This window comes from Clostridium sp., assembly GCF_047777555.1.
Classification (GTDB): Bacteria; Bacillota; Clostridia; order Clostridiales; family Clostridiaceae; genus Clostridium_H.
Genome location: NZ_JBKEEV010000013.1, coordinates 16,158 through 34,086 on the forward strand (window position 1 = coordinate 16,158; position 17,929 = coordinate 34,086).

Annotated in this window: 17 protein-coding genes; 8 read left to right on the plus strand and 9 right to left on the minus strand. The window is 31.9% G+C overall.

All coding sequences use genetic code 11. The features are described from left to right. Positions 1–8: 8 nt before the first annotated feature. The 6 genes from larA to ACFWTK_RS12755 all read left to right on the plus strand — a co-directional run bounded on the left by larA (position 9) and on the right by ACFWTK_RS12755 (position 7,428). Positions 9–1,283, plus strand: a complete 1,275-nt coding sequence (gene larA, locus ACFWTK_RS12730) for a nickel-dependent lactate racemase (RefSeq protein ID WP_415876337.1) — start codon at positions 9–11, stop codon at positions 1,281–1,283. Positions 1,284–1,383: 100 nt separating this feature from the next. After that, positions 1,384–2,169 carry an electron transfer flavoprotein subunit beta/FixA family protein gene (locus tag ACFWTK_RS12735; RefSeq protein WP_415876338.1) on the plus strand — a complete coding sequence of 262 codons (786 nt, stop codon included), beginning with the start codon at positions 1,384–1,386 and terminating at the stop codon, positions 2,167–2,169. Between the two features lie 20 nt (positions 2,170–2,189). Beyond that, a complete protein-coding gene (locus ACFWTK_RS12740) occupies positions 2,190–3,128 on the plus strand; it encodes an electron transfer flavoprotein subunit alpha/FixB family protein (protein WP_415876339.1) in 939 nt (312 codons plus the stop codon). Positions 3,129–3,218: 90 nt separating this feature from the next. Continuing rightward, entirely contained in the window at positions 3,219–4,763 is a 1,545-nt protein-coding gene (locus ACFWTK_RS12745; RefSeq protein WP_415876340.1) for an L-lactate permease, read from the plus strand. 21 nt (positions 4,764–4,784) lie between these two features. After that, positions 4,785–6,218: an FAD-binding oxidoreductase gene (locus ACFWTK_RS12750; RefSeq protein WP_415876341.1), complete on the plus strand. Its 1,434-nt coding sequence runs from the start codon at positions 4,785–4,787 to the stop codon at positions 6,216–6,218. A 67-nt stretch (positions 6,219–6,285) separates the two neighbouring features. Next, a complete protein-coding gene (locus ACFWTK_RS12755) occupies positions 6,286–7,428 on the plus strand; it encodes an acyl-CoA dehydrogenase (protein WP_415876342.1) in 1,143 nt (380 codons plus the stop codon). A gap of 55 nt (positions 7,429–7,483) precedes the next feature. On the opposite strand, the gene ACFWTK_RS12760 is transcribed toward ACFWTK_RS12755, so the two are convergent. From ACFWTK_RS12760 to ACFWTK_RS12780, 5 genes are all read right to left on the minus strand, one after another. Further along, positions 7,484–7,624 carry a hypothetical protein gene (locus ACFWTK_RS12760; RefSeq protein WP_156473375.1) on the minus strand — a complete coding sequence of 47 codons (141 nt, stop codon included), beginning with the start codon at positions 7,622–7,624 and terminating at the stop codon, positions 7,484–7,486. Beyond that, positions 7,609–8,502 (minus strand): DUF2156 domain-containing protein, encoded by an 894-nt coding sequence (locus tag ACFWTK_RS12765; RefSeq protein ID WP_415876343.1) that lies wholly within the window; start codon positions 8,500–8,502, stop codon positions 7,609–7,611. The genes ACFWTK_RS12760 and ACFWTK_RS12765 overlap by 16 nt, the downstream gene beginning before the upstream one ends. 54 nt (positions 8,503–8,556) lie before the next feature. Continuing rightward, the gene (locus tag ACFWTK_RS12770; protein WP_415876344.1) at positions 8,557–9,111 is read right to left on the minus strand and encodes a GNAT family N-acetyltransferase; all 555 of its coding nucleotides are present in this window, start codon (positions 9,109–9,111) and stop codon (positions 8,557–8,559) included. A gap of 128 nt (positions 9,112–9,239) precedes the next feature. Next, positions 9,240–9,968: an MBL fold metallo-hydrolase gene (locus ACFWTK_RS12775; protein WP_415876345.1), complete on the minus strand. Its 729-nt coding sequence runs from the start codon at positions 9,966–9,968 to the stop codon at positions 9,240–9,242. 17 nt (positions 9,969–9,985) lie between these two features. Then, positions 9,986–10,354: a VOC family protein gene (locus ACFWTK_RS12780; RefSeq protein WP_415876346.1), complete on the minus strand. Its 369-nt coding sequence runs from the start codon at positions 10,352–10,354 to the stop codon at positions 9,986–9,988. A gap of 282 nt (positions 10,355–10,636) precedes the next feature. On the opposite strand from ACFWTK_RS12780, the gene ACFWTK_RS12785 reads away from it, so the two are divergent. Next, positions 10,637–12,637 carry a methyl-accepting chemotaxis protein gene (locus tag ACFWTK_RS12785; RefSeq protein ID WP_415876347.1) on the plus strand — a complete coding sequence of 667 codons (2,001 nt, stop codon included), beginning with the start codon at positions 10,637–10,639 and terminating at the stop codon, positions 12,635–12,637. A gap of 52 nt (positions 12,638–12,689) precedes the next feature. On the opposite strand, the gene ACFWTK_RS12790 is transcribed toward ACFWTK_RS12785, so the two are convergent. Both ACFWTK_RS12790 and ACFWTK_RS12795 read right to left on the minus strand, forming a co-directional pair. Next, on the minus strand, positions 12,690–13,184 hold the full coding sequence (locus tag ACFWTK_RS12790) for a hypothetical protein (RefSeq protein WP_415876348.1): 495 nt from the start codon (positions 13,182–13,184) through the stop codon (positions 12,690–12,692). A 49-nt stretch (positions 13,185–13,233) separates the two neighbouring features. Beyond that, a complete protein-coding gene (locus ACFWTK_RS12795; protein ID WP_415876349.1) occupies positions 13,234–13,677 on the minus strand; it encodes a cell wall hydrolase in 444 nt (147 codons plus the stop codon). A 274-nt stretch (positions 13,678–13,951) separates the two neighbouring features. Between ACFWTK_RS12795 and lepB the strand changes: the two genes are divergently transcribed. Next, a complete protein-coding gene (gene lepB, locus ACFWTK_RS12800) occupies positions 13,952–14,494 on the plus strand; it encodes a signal peptidase I (RefSeq protein WP_415876350.1) in 543 nt (180 codons plus the stop codon). Here the strand turns inward: lepB and ACFWTK_RS12805 are convergent. Both ACFWTK_RS12805 and ACFWTK_RS12810 read right to left on the minus strand, forming a co-directional pair. Beyond that, a complete protein-coding gene (locus ACFWTK_RS12805; protein WP_415876351.1) occupies positions 14,491–16,197 on the minus strand; it encodes an acyl-CoA dehydratase activase in 1,707 nt (568 codons plus the stop codon). The genes lepB and ACFWTK_RS12805 overlap by 4 nt on opposite strands. Next, positions 16,197–17,474 (minus strand): 2-hydroxyacyl-CoA dehydratase subunit D, encoded by a 1,278-nt coding sequence (locus ACFWTK_RS12810; protein WP_415876352.1) that lies wholly within the window; start codon positions 17,472–17,474, stop codon positions 16,197–16,199. The genes ACFWTK_RS12805 and ACFWTK_RS12810 overlap by 1 nt, the downstream gene beginning before the upstream one ends. Between the last annotated feature and the right edge of the window lie 455 nt (positions 17,475–17,929).

Genomic DNA, 17,929 nt, shown 5'->3' on the forward strand with positions numbered 1-17,929 from the left:
GGATTTATATGGCAAAAATAAAAATACCATACCATAAACAAATGCTTGACATTGAGATAGACGATAAGAATTTACTTGGGGTATTAGAATCAAAAGCAGCAGAATATAAAGCAACTGCATCTCAAGAAGAACTTGTAGAGATGGCTTTAGACAATCCAATAGGCAGTGAAAAACTTGAAGACTTAGTTAAGGGTAAGAAAAATATGGTTATTATAACTAGTGATCATACTAGACCAGTGCCAAGTAAGATCACAATGCCAATATTACTTAGAAGAATAAGAGAATCAAATCCTAACATAGATATAACTATACTTATTGCTACAGGATTCCATAGACCAACTACTCATGATGAACTTGTAAACAAGTTTGGTGAAGAAATAGTTAAAAATGAAAAGATTGTAGTTCACAATGCTTTCGATGACAACACTTTAGTTAAGGTTGGAACACTTCCATCAGGTGGAGAACTAATAATAAACAAACTAGCTGTTGAAACAGAGTTATTGATTGCAGAAGGATTTATAGAAGCTCACTTCTTTGCTGGTTTCTCTGGCGGAAGAAAGAGTATACTTCCAGGTATAGCATCAGCAAAAACAGTTATGGCTAACCACTGCAGCGAATTCATCGCAAGTCCTTATGCAAGAACTGGAATACTTGAAGGCAATCCTATACACAGAGATATGCTTTATGCAGCTGAAAAGGCTAAGCTTGCTTTCATATTAAATGTTGTTATAGACAGCGAAAAGAAAGTAATAAAAGCTTTTGCAGGACATAGAGAAAAAGCTCATGAAAAAGGATGCGAATTTGTAACAGAACTTTCAAAAGTTGATAAGATTCCAGCAGATATAGCAATTTCAACAAATGGCGGATATCCACTTGATCAAAATATTTATCAATCAGTAAAAGGAATGACAGCAGCAGAGGCTACTTGTAAGGATGGCGGAGTTATCATAATGGTTGCAGCTTGCAATGATGGACATGGTGGACAATCATTCTATGATAATTTAGCACAAGCTAAATCTCCAAGAGAACTTCTAGATAGAATAGCTAAAGTTCCTAGAAATGAAACTGTTCCAGATCAATGGGAGTTCCAGATACTTGCAAGAATGTTAGATAAATATACAGTAATAATGGTTACAGATATGTGCGATCCAAACATGATAAAGAGTATGCATATGCAACATGCATTTACTTTTGAAGAAGCACTTCAAAAAGCTTATGAGATTAAAGGAAAAGATGCTAAAGTAGTAGTAATTCCTGATGGGGTTTCAGTTATAGTTAGATAAATAGTTAAATAATATTATATAAATTTATTATATAAATTATTAAAAACATCTTAAATATCATTATAAGTTACGCATTATAAGTAAAGGAGAGAGATAAGACATGAATATTCTGTTATGTGTAAAGCAGGTTCCAGATGATTCTATTGAAATTCATTTGGACAATAGTACAAAAAAACCCAATCTAAAAGGAGTTAGTATGGTAGCTAATGCATTTGACACATATGCATTAGAGTTAGCAGTACGCTTCATGGAAGCTAATGGAGGAAAAGTTAGTGTATTAACTGTTGGAGCAGAAGATGCTACAAACACATTAAAAAATTGTATTGCTGTAGGAGCTAAAGAAGCATTTTTCGTAAAAGATGATGCATATGCAGATTTAGATGCTCTAGGAGCAGCTCATGCTTTAGCAGATGCTATTCACAAAATTGAAGAAGAAAAAGGGGAAAAATTTGATTTAATTCTTTGTGGAAAAGAATCTACAGATGAAATTACTGGACAAGTGGGAGCAATGCTTGCTGAAAAGTTAGGATTAGGATTTGTTAGCAGTGCAATTGCAATCAATCCAAAAGATGGTGGCTTAGAAGTTCATCAAGAAACTGATGAAGGATACAATGTAGTTTCTGTAGGATCTCCAGCCGTAGTAACAGTAAGTAAGCCAGATTATGATCCACGTTATCCAACTATTAAGAGTAAGATGGCAAGTCGTAAAGCAGTTATTCCAACCTATTCTGCAGCAGAAATTGGAGATGTAAAACAAGCAAAAGTACGTTGCATTGAATATGTTGAACCTCCTAAGAGAGAGGCTGGTATCAAAATTCAAGAGAAAGATGTTGCATTAGCAGTAAGTGCTGCTATGGAGCAAATGAAAAAAGATAAGGCAATCTAATTAAGGAGGAAAATGAAGGTATGAAAGCACTATTATTTATTGAAACAGATGGAGAAAAAGCGTTAGGCGGAAGCCTTGAATTGATTAGCACAGCAAAAGCATTAGATGCAGAAGGAACAGCTCTTGTAGTAGGTAATAGAGCTGCAGCGGATACAGTAGCTGCTTTAGGAGTTCCAGTTATTTTCGCAGATAATGCTACAGATTGTGATAATTTGACAGAGGTATTATCACAAGTTGTTAAGGAAGAAAATCCTGATATCGTTTTACTTGCAAATACACCATTATCTAAGGACGTTGCACCACGTGTTGCTGGACGTTTAGATTTAGGATGTGTAAGTGACGTAACAGGATTAAGCAAAGATGGGGATAAAGTTATATATACTAGACCAGCTTATGGCGGTACAATTTTAGAAAATATTGAAGTAGAAGGTACTGCTATAGTAACAGTTAGAAGTGGAAGCTTTTCAAAGCCTGAAGCTGCTTCAAATGCAGGTGTTACAGAGAAAAAAGTAGAAGTTTCTGCTGATGCTATTAAGGCAAAAATTGTTGACACAGTAAAAGAAATTTCTGAATCTGTTAATTTAGAAGAAGCACAAGTTATTGTTGCTGGTGGACGTGGAATGGGAAGCGCAGAAAACTTCAAACTTGTTGAAGAATTAGCAAATGTACTTGGCGGTGTAGTAGGTGCAACAAGACCAGCAATTGAAAGTGGTTGGATTTCTCGTGCACATCAAGTTGGACAATCAGGAAAGATTGTAGCTCCAAAACTTTATATTGCATGTGGTATTTCAGGAGCAACACAACATACATCTGGAATATTAGGTTCTAATTATATCGTTGCTATTAATAAAGATGAGGAAGCTCCAATTTTTGAAATTGCTGATGTAGGTATTGTTGGAAACGCACTTGATATTCTTCCGGCTATGATTGAAGAAATGAAGAAAATAAAATCAGAGTAAAAATTTATTTGTAAATAGTAAGAATTTATTTGTAAATTATAAAGATTCAGTTAAATTATGGGATATAAAAAATAATAAGGGGATATGAAAATGTTGTTTTTAAGGTTTTTAATAGCTATATTACCAATTATTTGGCTGATAATAGGATTGAGCAAAATAAAAATGCAAGGCTACAAAGCTTGTAGTATTACGCTTATTATTACATTCATCTTAGCCATTGCTTTTTGGAAGTTGAATCCAGGCTATGCTGCGACAGCTGCGTTAGAGGGTATACTCAATGCCTTGTGGCCAATTTGCTTAGTTATTATTGCAGCTTTGTTTGCTTATAATTTAACTTTACGTACGGGTGCAATGGACTCCATAAAGAAGATGTTGGCTGGAGTTTCTACTGATAAAAGAGTTTTAGCATTAATTATTGGATGGGGATTCGGTAATTTCATGGAAGGTATGGCTGGGTTTGGTACAGCAGTTGCTATCCCAGCATCTATGCTAGCTGGTATTGGATTAAATCCATTTGCAGCAGTTACAGCTTGTTTAGTTGTTAATAGTACGCCAACTGCGTTTGGATCAGTTGGAATACCTTTAGTAACACTTTCATCAGTAACTGGGGTTCCATCAAATACATTAGCGGCAAATACGGCAATTATTGAAGCAATTCTTACTTTTATCAGTCCATTTATTATGGTATGTATTGTAGGCGGTGGAATAAAGGCATTAAGGGGATCATTTATTATTACATTAATTTCTGCATTATCATTTGTATTACCTTGGTATATTACAGCAACAGTAGTTGGAGCTGAATTGCCAAATATAGTAGGTTCTATTTGTTGTATGGCATTTACGGTTATTGCAGCAAAAGTCCTTAATAAAAATGCTGAAGAAGAGTATTGTATTGAAGCTCAGAGTAAGGAAGAAGGACCAGCTTTAACATTTGGCAAAGGGATACAGGCATGGTGTACATTTATCTTAATATTTATAATGTTAATGGTTACATCAAGTTTATGTCCACCAATCAATGGTTTGATTTCAGGATACAAAAGTGTTGTAAGTGTATATGCTGGTGAAAATCCTGGAAAGTTGACATTTAGTTGGATTAATACACCAGGTGTTATCATTCTTATTGCTGCATTTATTGGAGGCCTTATACAAGGCGCAAAAATATCAACTATGTTAGAGGTATTAGGTTCTACATTAAAAGCAAACTGGAAAACAATTGTTACAATTTGTTCGGTTATGGCTACAGCAAAAATAATGGGTTATAGCGGTATGATTTCAGATATGGCAAGCTTTTTAGTTGTAGTTGCAGGAGGAGCATATCCGATAATTTCTCCATTAATTGGTGCTATCGGAGGATTTGTTACAGGTTCAGGTACATCAACTTGTGTGTTATTTGGGGGATTACAGGTAGAAACAGCGAAAAGTCTTGGATTCTCTCCAGCATGGATGGCGGCAGCAAATGTCCTTGGAGGAGGTATTGGAAAGATGATTTGTCCTCAAGGTATTGCCATAGGTGCTAGTGCAATTAATCAGTCAGGTTCAGAAAGTAAGATACTAGGAAAAATGTTTAAATACTTTATAACTTATGTAATTGTATCTGGAATCGTGTGCTATTTAGGTACATTATTTATAAAATAAAAATAGAAAGGAATGGATAGTATGGCTAAGTACAATGAATTAACACCAGAAATAATTGAAAAATTAAAAGAGGCAGCTCCAGGACATATTTTAACAGGTGATGAAATCAATGAAGATTATTCTCATGATGAAATGCCTATCTATGGAAAGAGAGCTCCACAAGTTGTGTTAATGGCACATTCAACAGAAGAAGTTGCTGCAGTAGTAAAGATATGTAATGAGAATAAAATACCAGTAACTCCAAGAGGAGCAGGAACAGGGCTTGTAGGAGGAGCAGTTCCTCTTTTAGGAGGAGTTCTAATTGATATTACAAAGATGAACAAAATACTTTCTTATGACTTAGAAAACTTTGTTGTTCATGTTCAAGCAGGTGTTTTATTAAATGATCTTGCAGAAGACTGTTTAAAACAAGGATTACTATATGCTCCAGACCCTGGTGAAAAGTTTGCTTGCCTAGGTGGAAATGTTTCAACAAATGCTGGTGGAATGAGAGCTGTTAAATATGGAGCAACACGTGACTATGTACGTGCAATGAAAGTTGTTCTTCCAACAGGAGAAATTACTACATTCGGAGCTACAGTATCAAAGACAAGTTCAGGTTACAGCCTTTTAAATTTAATGATTGGTTCAGAAGGTACTCTTGGAATTATTACAGAACTTACTTTAAAAGTTATGCCAGCACCAAAGGTAGTTGCAAGTTTAATTATTCCTTTTGAAAATTTACATGATTGTATTTCTACTGTTCCTAAATTAAAAATGGCAAACTTGAATCCACAAGCACTTGAATTTATGGAAAGAGAAATTGTTTTATCTAGTGAAAGATACATTGGAAAGAGCGTATTCCCACAAGTAGTTGATGGAGTAACTGCAAATGCTTATTTACTTGTTACTTTAGATGCAAGCAATGAGGATGAATTAAATAATCTTATTGAGCAAGCAAGTGAGCTAGTATTAGAGGCAGGAGCAATTGACGTTCTTGTAGCTGATACACCTGCAAAAATGAAAGATGCATGGGCTGCACGTTCTAGTTTCTTAGAAGCTATTATGGCTGAAACAAAATTATTAGATGAATGTGACGTAGTAGTCCCAGTAAATAAAATTGCTTCATATGTTGAATTTGTAAATAAAGCTGGTGAAGAATTTGGACTTGATATTAAGAGCTTTGGGCATGCAGGAGATGGAAATCTTCACATATATCAATGCAGCAATGATTTAGAAGAAGAAGAATTTAAGTCAAGAGTTGATAAATTCTTTGATGTTATTTACAAAGAAGCAACAAATTGCGGTGGACTTGTTTCAGGAGAACATGGAATTGGTAGTGGAAAGGTAAAATACTTAGCTGATAGTGTTGGAGAAATAAACATGGATTTAATGAGAGGTATCAAGAAAGTATTTGATCCAAATGAAATTATGAATCCAGGTAAAGTATGCTGTACATTAGATGGCATTAAATAATAGAAAATATAATTTATATACAAATAAATATAATAAATACACATATATAGAAAGGTAGGAAGATTATATGAATTTTAAGCAAGATGAAAATCACCAACAATTACAAGAAATGTATCGCGATTTCGCAGAAAATGAAGTAAAACCAATTGCAAAAGAAATTGATGAAACTATGCGTTTCCCAGAAGAAAATGTAGCAAAAATGGCTGAAATGGGATTACTTGGAATACCATTCCCTGAAGAATATGGCGGAGCTGGAATGGACACATTAAGCTATATACAATGTGTAGAAGAATTATCTAAATGCTGTGCAACAACAGGTGTTATAGTTTCAGCACATACAAGCCTTGGTTCATGGCCTATTTACGCATTTGGTACAGAAGAACAAAAAGAAAAATATTTAAAACCACTTGCTTCAGGTGAAAAATTAGGTGCATTTGGATTAACAGAACCTTCTGCTGGAACTGATGCTTCTATGCAAAAGACAACAGCTGTACTTGAAGGAGATCATTATGTATTAAACGGAAGCAAGATATTTATAACTAATGCAGGATATGCAGATATATATATCGTATTTGCTATGACAGATAAGAGCAAGGGAACAAAAGGAATTTCAGCATTTATAGTTGAAAAAGATTTCCCAGGTTTCTCTGTTGGAACTCACGAAATAAAGATGGGAATCAGAGCATCTTCTACATGTGAATTATTCTTTGATAACTGCATAGTTCCAAAGGAAAATCTTTTAGGAGAAGAAGGTCAAGGATTTAAGATTGCAATGGCAACTCTTGACGGAGGACGTATTGGTATTGCTGCACAAGCTCTTGGTATTGCAGAAGGTGCAATAGAAGAAACTATAAAATACGTTAATGAACGTGTTCAATTTGGACGTACTATTTCAAAATTCCAAAATACACAATTTGAACTTGCTAAAATGCGTGCAAATACAGAAGCTGCAAAACTTTTAGTATATCAAGCTGCATGTGCAAAGGATGCTGGTGAAAGATATACTCACTTAGCTGCTATGGCAAAATTATATGCTGCTACAAATGCTAGTGATGTAACAAGACGTTGCTTACAATTATTCGGTGGATACGGATATTCAAGTGATTATCCAATTGAAAGAATGATGCGTGATGCAAAAATAACAGAAATCTATGAAGGAACATCAGAAGTTCAAATGATGGTAATCTCTGGATGGATGGGAGTTAAATAATCCATAATATGGTTAAAAAAGATGGAAGATACAATTCTATATCTTCCATCTTTTTTTATTGTTCTAATATACTTTTTTTATCTTTAATCTCATGCATTTTTAGCATAACCATTCTTGTTACTGGTTGAGCAATAAGTGCTTCTACTGCAAAGGAAATTGCAGCATAGTGAAAATTTAAAGTTAAAAATTTATACAATACTTTTTCTCTAACTTTACTGGATAATATGATTTTTTTGCTTTTCTAAGGCCTTCGATGCCTAAATCTTGTTCTCTATTAATGTATTCTACTTCGCTAAGATAATTTTCTACAAAGGTTTTATTAGTAAAGGCATATATTCCATTGATATTTTTTAGACCTTTTTCAAAGTGAACTATTGCCATATTGTCATTTACAATTTCACCTGCAGTAAATGAAGCTATATTATCATCAACATAAACAGCCATTCCTTTTAAATTCAATATATCGAAGTAGTTTATAACTTCTATAATTCCATTTAATTCATAGGTTAAATATTCATTTCCAGTATAATTTTCAGCATACCACTTCTTTGAAAGCTTAATACAATCTTCTTTTACATTAGGTTCTCCAAAATCTTTTATGCTGTAGTTATATTTTTTTATAAATTGATTATAATGATTTTTCTTTCCATGAAGCTTTTTCCCAGATAGGGTAGCTAATTTATCTTTTAAATATATATAATCAAAATTATCTATATCCTCTTCTATACGAGCTGCATCACCGTATATGCCCTTAAAGTCTTCTAGGAATGAATCTTCTACATCTTTGAATAGATAATTCATGTTATTTTCTTTTTGATATTCTCTTAATACTTCAATTAATTCTTTAAGATTATTTTTAGTGTATCCGATAGGCTGCATAAAGTGGTAATTCCCTTTAAAATCCTTCTTTTTTATTATAAGAATATCATTATATATAGCATATTGAATGTCGCAAGCCTTTCTCCAGATAAGTAATGTAGTAAAAGAATACTCGCAAGTAGTAAACTTATAATCTTGTAAGTACTTATCTAGAGCATGTTTATCTTCAATAGCTAATGGTTTAAATACTAACATAATAGTCTCCTTGTAAAATAAATTTGTTATTAAATATAATTTATCTAAAATGTTTTATATAAAAGTATTATCCCATTCACTGCGTAAGATGCCATAGAGATACATATCGTGTCTTTTGCCATCCCTATGAATAAATTCCCTATAAACTCCTTCCTTTTTAAAACCAAGTTTTTCGTAAAGGGCTATAGCGGGTTTATTATAAGACAATACCGTGAGCTGAATTCTATGAAGATTTAATTCTTGGAATCCAAACTCTAAAGTAAGAGCTAATGCTTCTTTTCCTATTCCTTTACCTCTAAAGTTATTATCTCCTATGCCTATATAAATAGTCGCTGTACCATTATTCCATAGTATATTTTCAAAGCCTGTAACTCCAATCAATTCATTGGATTCCTTAGTTTTTACAGCGAATATATACTTATCATGTGAATTCTTTATATCCAAAAGCATTTCACGAAGATCTGTCTGGCACTGCGGGAAAGCTGGGATAACATCATAAAGCCTGAGGAAGCCTGTATCATTATACCAAGCTTCAAAAGTAGGTAAATATTCTTCTTTAAAAGAAGTCAATTTAACATTGTTACCTACAAGTAATTGTTTTATCAGCATAAAATTATTACCTCCAAATTGTTAAACATAGACAAACTTCACCTAGTTGTATTAGTATAGACTCATAATAAGTCATACAAACAAAAGTGAAGTTTATATCTCATAAAGATATTTTGTTTAAAACATAACTAGAATAAAATCTCTTGTCCTCTTCTGTAAATAGAAATTATTTTAGTATCATATTTTTTTATTCTTTCACTAAAGTTCTTTGTAATTTCAGTATGATTTTCAAAATGCATTGGTATAAACAATTTTGGGTGCAGATTTTTAATAAAGTATTCTCCACCTAAATAGTAGTATTCCTTTAATCTAGGATCTACAGGAAAGAAAGCTATATCTATTGGATATTCTTTAAGTTTGTTTATTTCATCTTTAAAATCTTTAGCCATTTGACGATTATATTCATCACTTTCATCATACCAATGCCACCAATTTAAATCGCCAGCATGGAATATATTTATATTATCTGCTTTTATAAGAAAAGATACACCAATATCTGTTGAGCCATATGCTTTTATAGTTATGTCATTAAGGATAAGAGTATCACCCTTTGAAATCAATTTATGTTCAGGAAAACTATCCTTAATCTCTATGTCACTGCTCAAAATATATTTTACCTTATCATTAATATTTTGCCAATTGAATATTAATGGGTTAAAGTGATCTTCGTGACCATGAGATACTAACACATAAATATTTTTCTGTGTATAAAAAACTTCATCAGGAATCACACCAGTATCAAGACTTCTTTCCTTACTATCACTAATATCGTTAAAATAATCAAATATAAATATATGGGAAGCTGTTTCCAGTATAAATCCATCATGATATAGGTAATGAACTTTAGCCTTATTCATAGAAAACTCCTTAATTATTATTTTTTTGGAAGAATTTCAGTCCAATATCCATCTGGATCAGATATGAAATAAATTCCCATTTCCTTGTTTTCATAGCATATACATCCCATATTTTTATGATATTCATAAGCTGCATCAAAATCATCAACAGTTACAGCTAAGTGAAATTCGTTTTCTCCAAGATTATAAGGCTCTTTTCTATCCCTTAACCAAGTAAGTTCAAGTTGGTGTTTAGTAGAACCATCTGACAAGTAAACTAAAATAAAATCTCCATTTGGATGATTATATCTTCTAACCTCTTCAAATCCTAATGCATCTTTATAAAACTTTAGACTTTTTTCAAGATCTAAAACATTGATATTATTATGATCAAAAGAAAACTTCATTTTAACTCTCCCTTTCTATGATTTAAATAGTAGTTAATAATTATTATTATATACTATTTAGAAGTAAATTGTGAAATAATTTATTTAAGATATTACATTTATAATAAGAAATAGTCCTTCCTGAATGATGAGTATATAATCGAGAGTTATCAAATTATTTTGTTCAATAATAATTGACAAATATATGTACTTTCCTATAGTATATTACAATAGAATCGATAATTAATTATAATATTTTATTATCAAACAGTATTTATTCATTATTTATAAGGAGGGAAAAGTATGAAGTTAAAAAGGTTGAGCTTTAGAACTATAGGCACTAAGTTGATTGTTAGTTTTATGCTTATGTGTTTAATCCCCATAATAATTTTAGGGATTACCTCATATTATGAGGCTAAATCTGTGTTAAGTAAAAAGCTAGAAACAACCAGTGTGCAAACTTTACTAGAGATAAATAGAGGGTTAGATAATTATTTTGATGGTATATCTAATCAACTAAATATGTTATCAAATAATGAAGCACTTAAAAATGTAGAATTAAATTTAAATTATATGGATTCTATTGAGTCGCTGATAAAGGATGCAAAAGAAAGTAATAAAGACATAATAAATGTATATTTTGGAACAGATACTGGGAAATTTATGATTTATCCTGAAGATGATATGGGAGATAAATATAATCATAAAACAAGAACTTGGTATACTTTGGCCCTAGGTAAAAAAAGGAAAGTAGTTATAAGTGATCCATTTAAGGATATTCAAACAGGAAAAATTGTGGTTTCCGTGTCAAGGACTGTGGATATAAATGGAGAGGTAATTGGGGTTGTAGGAATGAATATATCCTTAGAAACTCTATCAGAACAATTATCTGAAATCAAAATAGGAGATTCAGGATACTTATTTATAGCTGATAGTAAAGGAAAAATTGTTGCTCATCCACAGAAGGAACTCATTGGTGTAGATGAAGCTGCTAAACTAAGTGTTTGGAATGATATAGCGGGAAATACTAATGGATTCGCTAGATATAAAATGCAAGGAGAAGATAAATTCGCTTCATATCAAACTAATGAAAAAACAGGATGGAAATTAATAGGATCAATGAATGAATATGAATTAGTTAAGGACACAAACAGTATAAAGTATATGATGGCAATAGTAGCACTAATTATGGCTATAGTCTCTATGGTTGTGTCCATAGTATTAAGTAGGGGAATGACCTCAAATATAAACAAATTAAAATTTATTTTTAATAAAGCATCTCAAGGGGATTTAACGTCTACAGTAGACATTAAATCAAAAGATGAATTTGGACAGCTTGGAAGAGATTTTAATTCAATGATGGAGAACATTTCAATCTTGATTAAAAATATAGGAATTTCATCAAAGACAGTATTAGATACATCTTCTAATCTTGCTAATATGGCAGAGGAAACTACAGCGTCTATTGAGCAAGTATCTCAAGCGATAGAAGAAGTATCCTCAGGAGCAATAAATCAAGCCCAACATTCTCAGGAAAGTGTTAAGAATATGGGAGATTTATCTGATAAATTGGATAATATTGCACAGTCTGCAGAACATATGGGGCAAATATCTTCAGATACCAAGTCTTTAAGTTCTAAAGGATTAGACGGATTAAAAGTTTTAGCTGAGAAATCTAAAGTGACAAAAGATTCTGCTGTGGAGGTAAGTAAAACTGTTCAAGATGTAAACGCTAGCATGATGGAGATTAACGCAATTTCTGATACTATATCTCAAATTACTGAACAGACTAATTTGTTATCTCTAAATGCTTCTATTGAAGCTGCAAGAGCAGGAGAAAGTGGAAAAGGATTTGCAGTAGTAGCAGATGAGATCAGAAAGTTAGCAGAGCAGTCTAAGGATTCAACAGAACATATAAAGAAGATAATAGAAAAAGTAAAAGATAAGTCTTTAAATTCAGTAGAAGCTATGAACAAAGTTGAAAATACGGTTAAGGAGCAGGAGAAAGCTGTACTTCAAACACAAGAGATATTTAAAGATATTATAAATTCTGTTTTTGTATTGACCAATAAAGTAAATGAAATCAAAATTTCCATAGAGGAGATACAGAATAAAAAGGCTAATGTATTGGAAGATATAGAGAACATTTCTTCAATTTCAGAGGAAACTGCATCTTCAACAGAAGAAATAGCTGCGTCATCACAGGAAATCAACAGCGCTATGGAAGAGTTTTCTAAATATGCAGTAGAGCTGCAGGAACTATCAGAAAAACTAGAAACTGAAATCGGTAAATTTAAATTATAACAAAATACCCTCTTTGGTTAAAGCTTAACCAAAGAGGGTATTTTGAAGTTTTTTATCTAGGAGCACTAGGAGATGTAACTTGCTGAGGATACTGAGTAGCACCTCCAAATACTTCTACAAATTTTATAGAATAGATATCTGCTATTTGTAAATCATTAGAGTTAAAAGGAACCAAGGCTATGTGGTCTATTCCTACTTCAACTAAGGTTCCTACACGGTCAGTAAGTATATTAGTTCCTATTAAAAATTCAACCCTCATTGCTTTACCAAGTTGTGTTCTTAAAAATCCTTGAATATAGTTTCTGTTCTGCTGTACAGGAGCACCAGGTTCCATTTCAAAGTCAGGTCCTCCTTCTACTACAGGTGTTTGAGCACCAGCCATACCAGTCGTGCCAGGCATAGTAGTAGCTTGAGGTGACGTTGTTGGTGTAGGCATCTGCTGGTAAGGCATTATTGGCTGTTGCCACTGCATCATTGGCATTTGAGCATACATAGGATTTTGTACCTCAGGCATTTGCCTATAATCAAAATCTAACCAATCTTCCATAAAAGTGGCCTCCTTGATAAATTAATATATATATAATTTTAAATTATAACTAGGTTTGAGCATAAAGTTCTGTTGGGTTATAGAAACAGTGATTTCCAACTCTAACTTGGAAGGAACCTGTTCTATTTCTAGGGAAATAATATGGACAATCAGGTCTGAATGGATTAAAGTACCATAATGAAGCTCCAACATTGAATAAACGCTGACCAGATATTGCCCAATCTGCTATCTGAAAATGTATCTCTTGTGGAGGATTAGACCAAATAGTTTGAGGATTTGGCTGACCATTAAGTTCAGAGCGGACGCAGTCAAATTGCCCCTTTTGATAAATTATATTTCTAATACTTCCTTGACCTATTCTTCGATATTCACCAAAAGAAACTCTAACTCTATTCATAACAACGGTGGCTACGCCTTTCATCCCATTTTCACCTTCACCACCAGCTTCACATCGTATAATTCTAGCCAGTAGTTCTCTATCTGAATAAGCCAAATTTTTCACCTCGCTAATTGTGCTCACAATATAGCTTATTCATAATTTATGAAAAGGTACTTACTTTTTGATAAATTTTATAAAAAATATATATTCCGAATATCTCATAAAATCATATTTTAAGAATATGCTTTATATATGATTATATTTAAAAATAAATCTATATATTACAACCATGGCTTTAGATATCTTTATACATAAAAATTTAACTGGTAACTTTTTATATTTATGATAAAATGGTTGGTGTAGCAGATAAAAAAGGGGAGATTTACATATGAAAATAAAAAATTTTTTTAAGGATTGGATAGTTCCAATTATAGCAGCAATTATTCTTGCAGTCTTAATAAATAGATTTCTATTTTTTCAAGTTTCAGTACCAACAAAATCTATGTATCCAACCATAAAACCAAAGGATAGAATGATTGTTACAAGAATATATAATAAAGAAAAATTAAAAAGAGGAGATATTATAGTATTTTACTCGGAAGAACTTGGAGAAACCCTTATAAAAAGATTGATAGGACTTCCAGGCGATGAAATAAAGATAGACGAAAACAGAAATGTATATGTAAATGGAGAAAAGCAAGATGAGCCTTATGTTGTTTATAACGGTGGAAAAGGCGGAGAGTTTAAAGTGCCAGAAGGACACTACTTTTTTATGGGAGATAATAGAGCAAACTCATGGGATAGTAGATATTGGCAGGAGCATTATATTTCTGAAGATGATATAAAGGGAAAAGCTAGGTTTATAGTATTTCCATTTAGTAGATTTGGTAAATTTAGATACGGAGAAGCTGCTGTTGCTGGATCAAATTAATCCAGCAACTTTTGTTTTTCTAAAGCAATAAGAGCAGCACCTAAAGCTCCTACTATTTCAGGTTCATCTGGTATAAATATTTTTTCACCAAGTCTTTCCTCAATAGCTTTTACAACTCCTATGTTTTTTGCCACTCCTCCTGTCATTATATAAGCTCCTTGTCTTTTTATTCTATCTAAAAGTGAAATGGTTCTATTTGCTATGGAGCTGCAAAGACCATGAATTATGTCACTTTTATCCTTATTAAGAGCTATTAAAGAAATAACTTCTGATTCAGCAAAAACACTACACATACTTGTTATAGTAAGATTTTCTTTAGAGTTTAAAGATAAAGGTCCCATTTCTTCTATAGATATTTCAAGAGTTCTAGCCATCATCTCTAAGAATCTTCCTGTACCAGCAGCGCATTTATCATTCATAGCAAAATCAACTATATTACCCTTATCGTCAAGTTTTATGGCTTTACTGTCCTGTCCTCCTATATCTATTATGCTTCTAATCTCTTGGTTTAAGAAAAAGGCGCCTTTGGCATGACAGGTTATTTCTGTTATGCTTTCATTAGCAAAAGGAATAGACACTCTTCCATATCCTGTGGATACTATGTAGGATATATCTTTGAGTTTTAAATTAGAATTTTTCAAAGCTAGTTTTATAGCTTTATCAACTCCAACCGAGCTTTTAGCTCCAGTTCTAGTTACTGAATATCCTAATACTTTTTTATTTTCATTAAGGATTACCACATTTGTCGATGTAGAGCCGCTGTCTATACCCATAACGATTTTTGAAGTGGATAATTTATTCACATATCTTGAAAAAGGATTTTTAGATTCTGTGGATTGTTTGGATTTTAACGTTTCTATAAAAGCTTCTATTCTTGTTTTCATTTGACCCTCACATTGTTCTGTATAATCAGTTTCTATTTTTAAAATTGGAATATTAATTCTGTTTTTCAGTTTTGCATATTCATAAGAATAAAAGTCACAAAATTTTAGAGTGTGATATATAATGCCATCAATTTCACCCATATTTTCATTTAAAATTTCATAGCGTTTTTGTAAGTTTACCATTCTAAGACAAGGAAAAGAGTTAAGAAGAGCATGAACATAAAAATCTAATATATCTTCCTTATCAGATATATTATCATATAAAAAATTGTCTCCAGTGCAGGTGAAATTAAATTTTACATTAGAACCACAATTATATATAAAGTCTGCTAGGGAAGGAGTTACTCTAGCACCTAACAAGGCTATGTTAATTTTGTTTTTGTTTTTATATTCTGCTTTTTTAACAATATTTTCGTTATAATTCTCTAGGACTTCCATTAATTTCATGGAACTAAAGGTTTTACCGCTGTATTCTTCAAAGTGGGATATAAATTTTAGAATTTCACTTTTAAACAAATTAATAGAACAGCATCTATCTTTATGAGGCAAGTCTATTAAATGAATAAAATTAAATCTATTTTGATTTTTAAGTACATCGTATAGTCTTCTTATACTATCACAGCAATTAACTAATACCAATTCAGTTATATCACTATTTAAAATATACTCCAAAGCAGACTTTGAATAAAAGCACATATTAGGATGCATTAAGGAATCAGACTTATTGAAACTATGAATAGATGGCTGAAGCCTTATAGTCTTTTCTCCAAAGCTCTCCAATATATGAATAGGGGTATATTTGCAAAGATATCCTACCATTATATAACTTCCTTTCTGCTGTCAGCTTCTATAACTTCTAAAAAGGCCTGGAATCTAGTTTGAATTTGACCGTTTTCAGTGTTCCTTCTATCCACACAGTCTCCATCTAAAGATAAAAACGGAATATGATTTTGACTAAGGATTTCTTTTAAAAGCATAGTTCCTCCGCTAGATTGTTTGCAGCCCCAGTGGCAAAAGTTTATAACAGCATCTGCATTAAGTTCTTTGCACATGTTAGCTATGTTATTAGCTTTAATTTCAAATCCACCATTATATTGATTTAGAAGCATTTTTTTTGCTAGAGCATTAAAGGGGTGTTCATAATCTAATTCTTCTGTATAATCAAAGTTTAAATCGCAGGTAAGAATCTGATAGTTTTCATTAATATTAAAATAGTTTCTTAATGTCTCATGATAAAAAGGAAGGAGGTGAACCCATAGAAATCTTTTACCTTGACTTTTTGGATAAGACTGTATGTCATCTAATTGCATCTTATAAAATTTCAAGGTTTCTTCTGTCCCTAGGCCAACATGAGATAAAAATATCTTATACATCTCCATAGTTAAAGTATTGGGAAAATATTTGTCCTTTAAGCTATGTAAGAATTTCTTATTATAACTTATAGATTGATTTTCTAATTTTATTACATGTTTAAGTTTGTCTAAATCCAGTTTTTTATTAGTAATATTTTCAATTAAGGCAACCATTTCTTTAAGCTGAGTGCTTACGTATTCTTCAGCTTCTTTGGTATATTCATAAGGAATATCTATAATATAAAGAGGAATATTGTATAATTCTGATATATGAGAAAAAGTCCTTATGTTTGCATCGCAAATCATAGAGGAGGCTATGGCAAATCTGGGCTTAGGAATAAGTTTAGACTGTGCCGCCCCTAAAAATGCCTTGTGATAGGAGCACAGTGTTTCAGAAAGTCCAAAATTTGAAGCATAATCAATAAAGTAATCCTCAATCATAAATCCAGATAAAAATGAAGAAAAGGCTTCTACGAACAGAGGATATATGTCCATGGCATGAAGTATTTCAGATGGAGCAAACAAATTTACAAGAGCTAAGGAATTAGGATGAGTTAAAGGGTATAAAACATAGTTTATGCAAATTTTATTCAAATACTGGAGTGATTTAGGTAAGTATTTATCTGGGAGAATGGAGAGTCTAAACTTTTCAAAATTTAATCCAAGTTTGAATAAATCTAGAGCATGCTTAGGACTGCTCATGGACTTTTTTATTAAATCTCCATAAGCTTTTATAAGATTCATAAAAAACACTTCCTTAGCAGAAAATTATAAAACAAAAAAATGCCATACATGGAGGTGGGAGGGAAATACGAGATTTCTTTTTCCATGTATGACTTATGGTTTACATATTTAATATTATTAGTTTACTAAATAATATTATGTGTATTATTTCTTAATAATATTGTATTATTGATTGATTTCAATGTCAATAAAAGTATTATGATATTTTGGAATATTATTAATAAATATTTAATCTATGCCAAGTTAATTCATTAAATGTTAAGACTTTTAATAAATATAAAACCCTTGTGGAGTACAATGATTAAAGGTATAATAGTCATTATGAATTAGTAGTAAATGCAGTAAATGAAACAATTGATCAACTTATGATAATAATATAGTTAGTTGAAACATCCGATTTGATAGGAGGTCATGCAATGTTCCAAAACAAGAAATTTAAGTACCTTGTATATTAT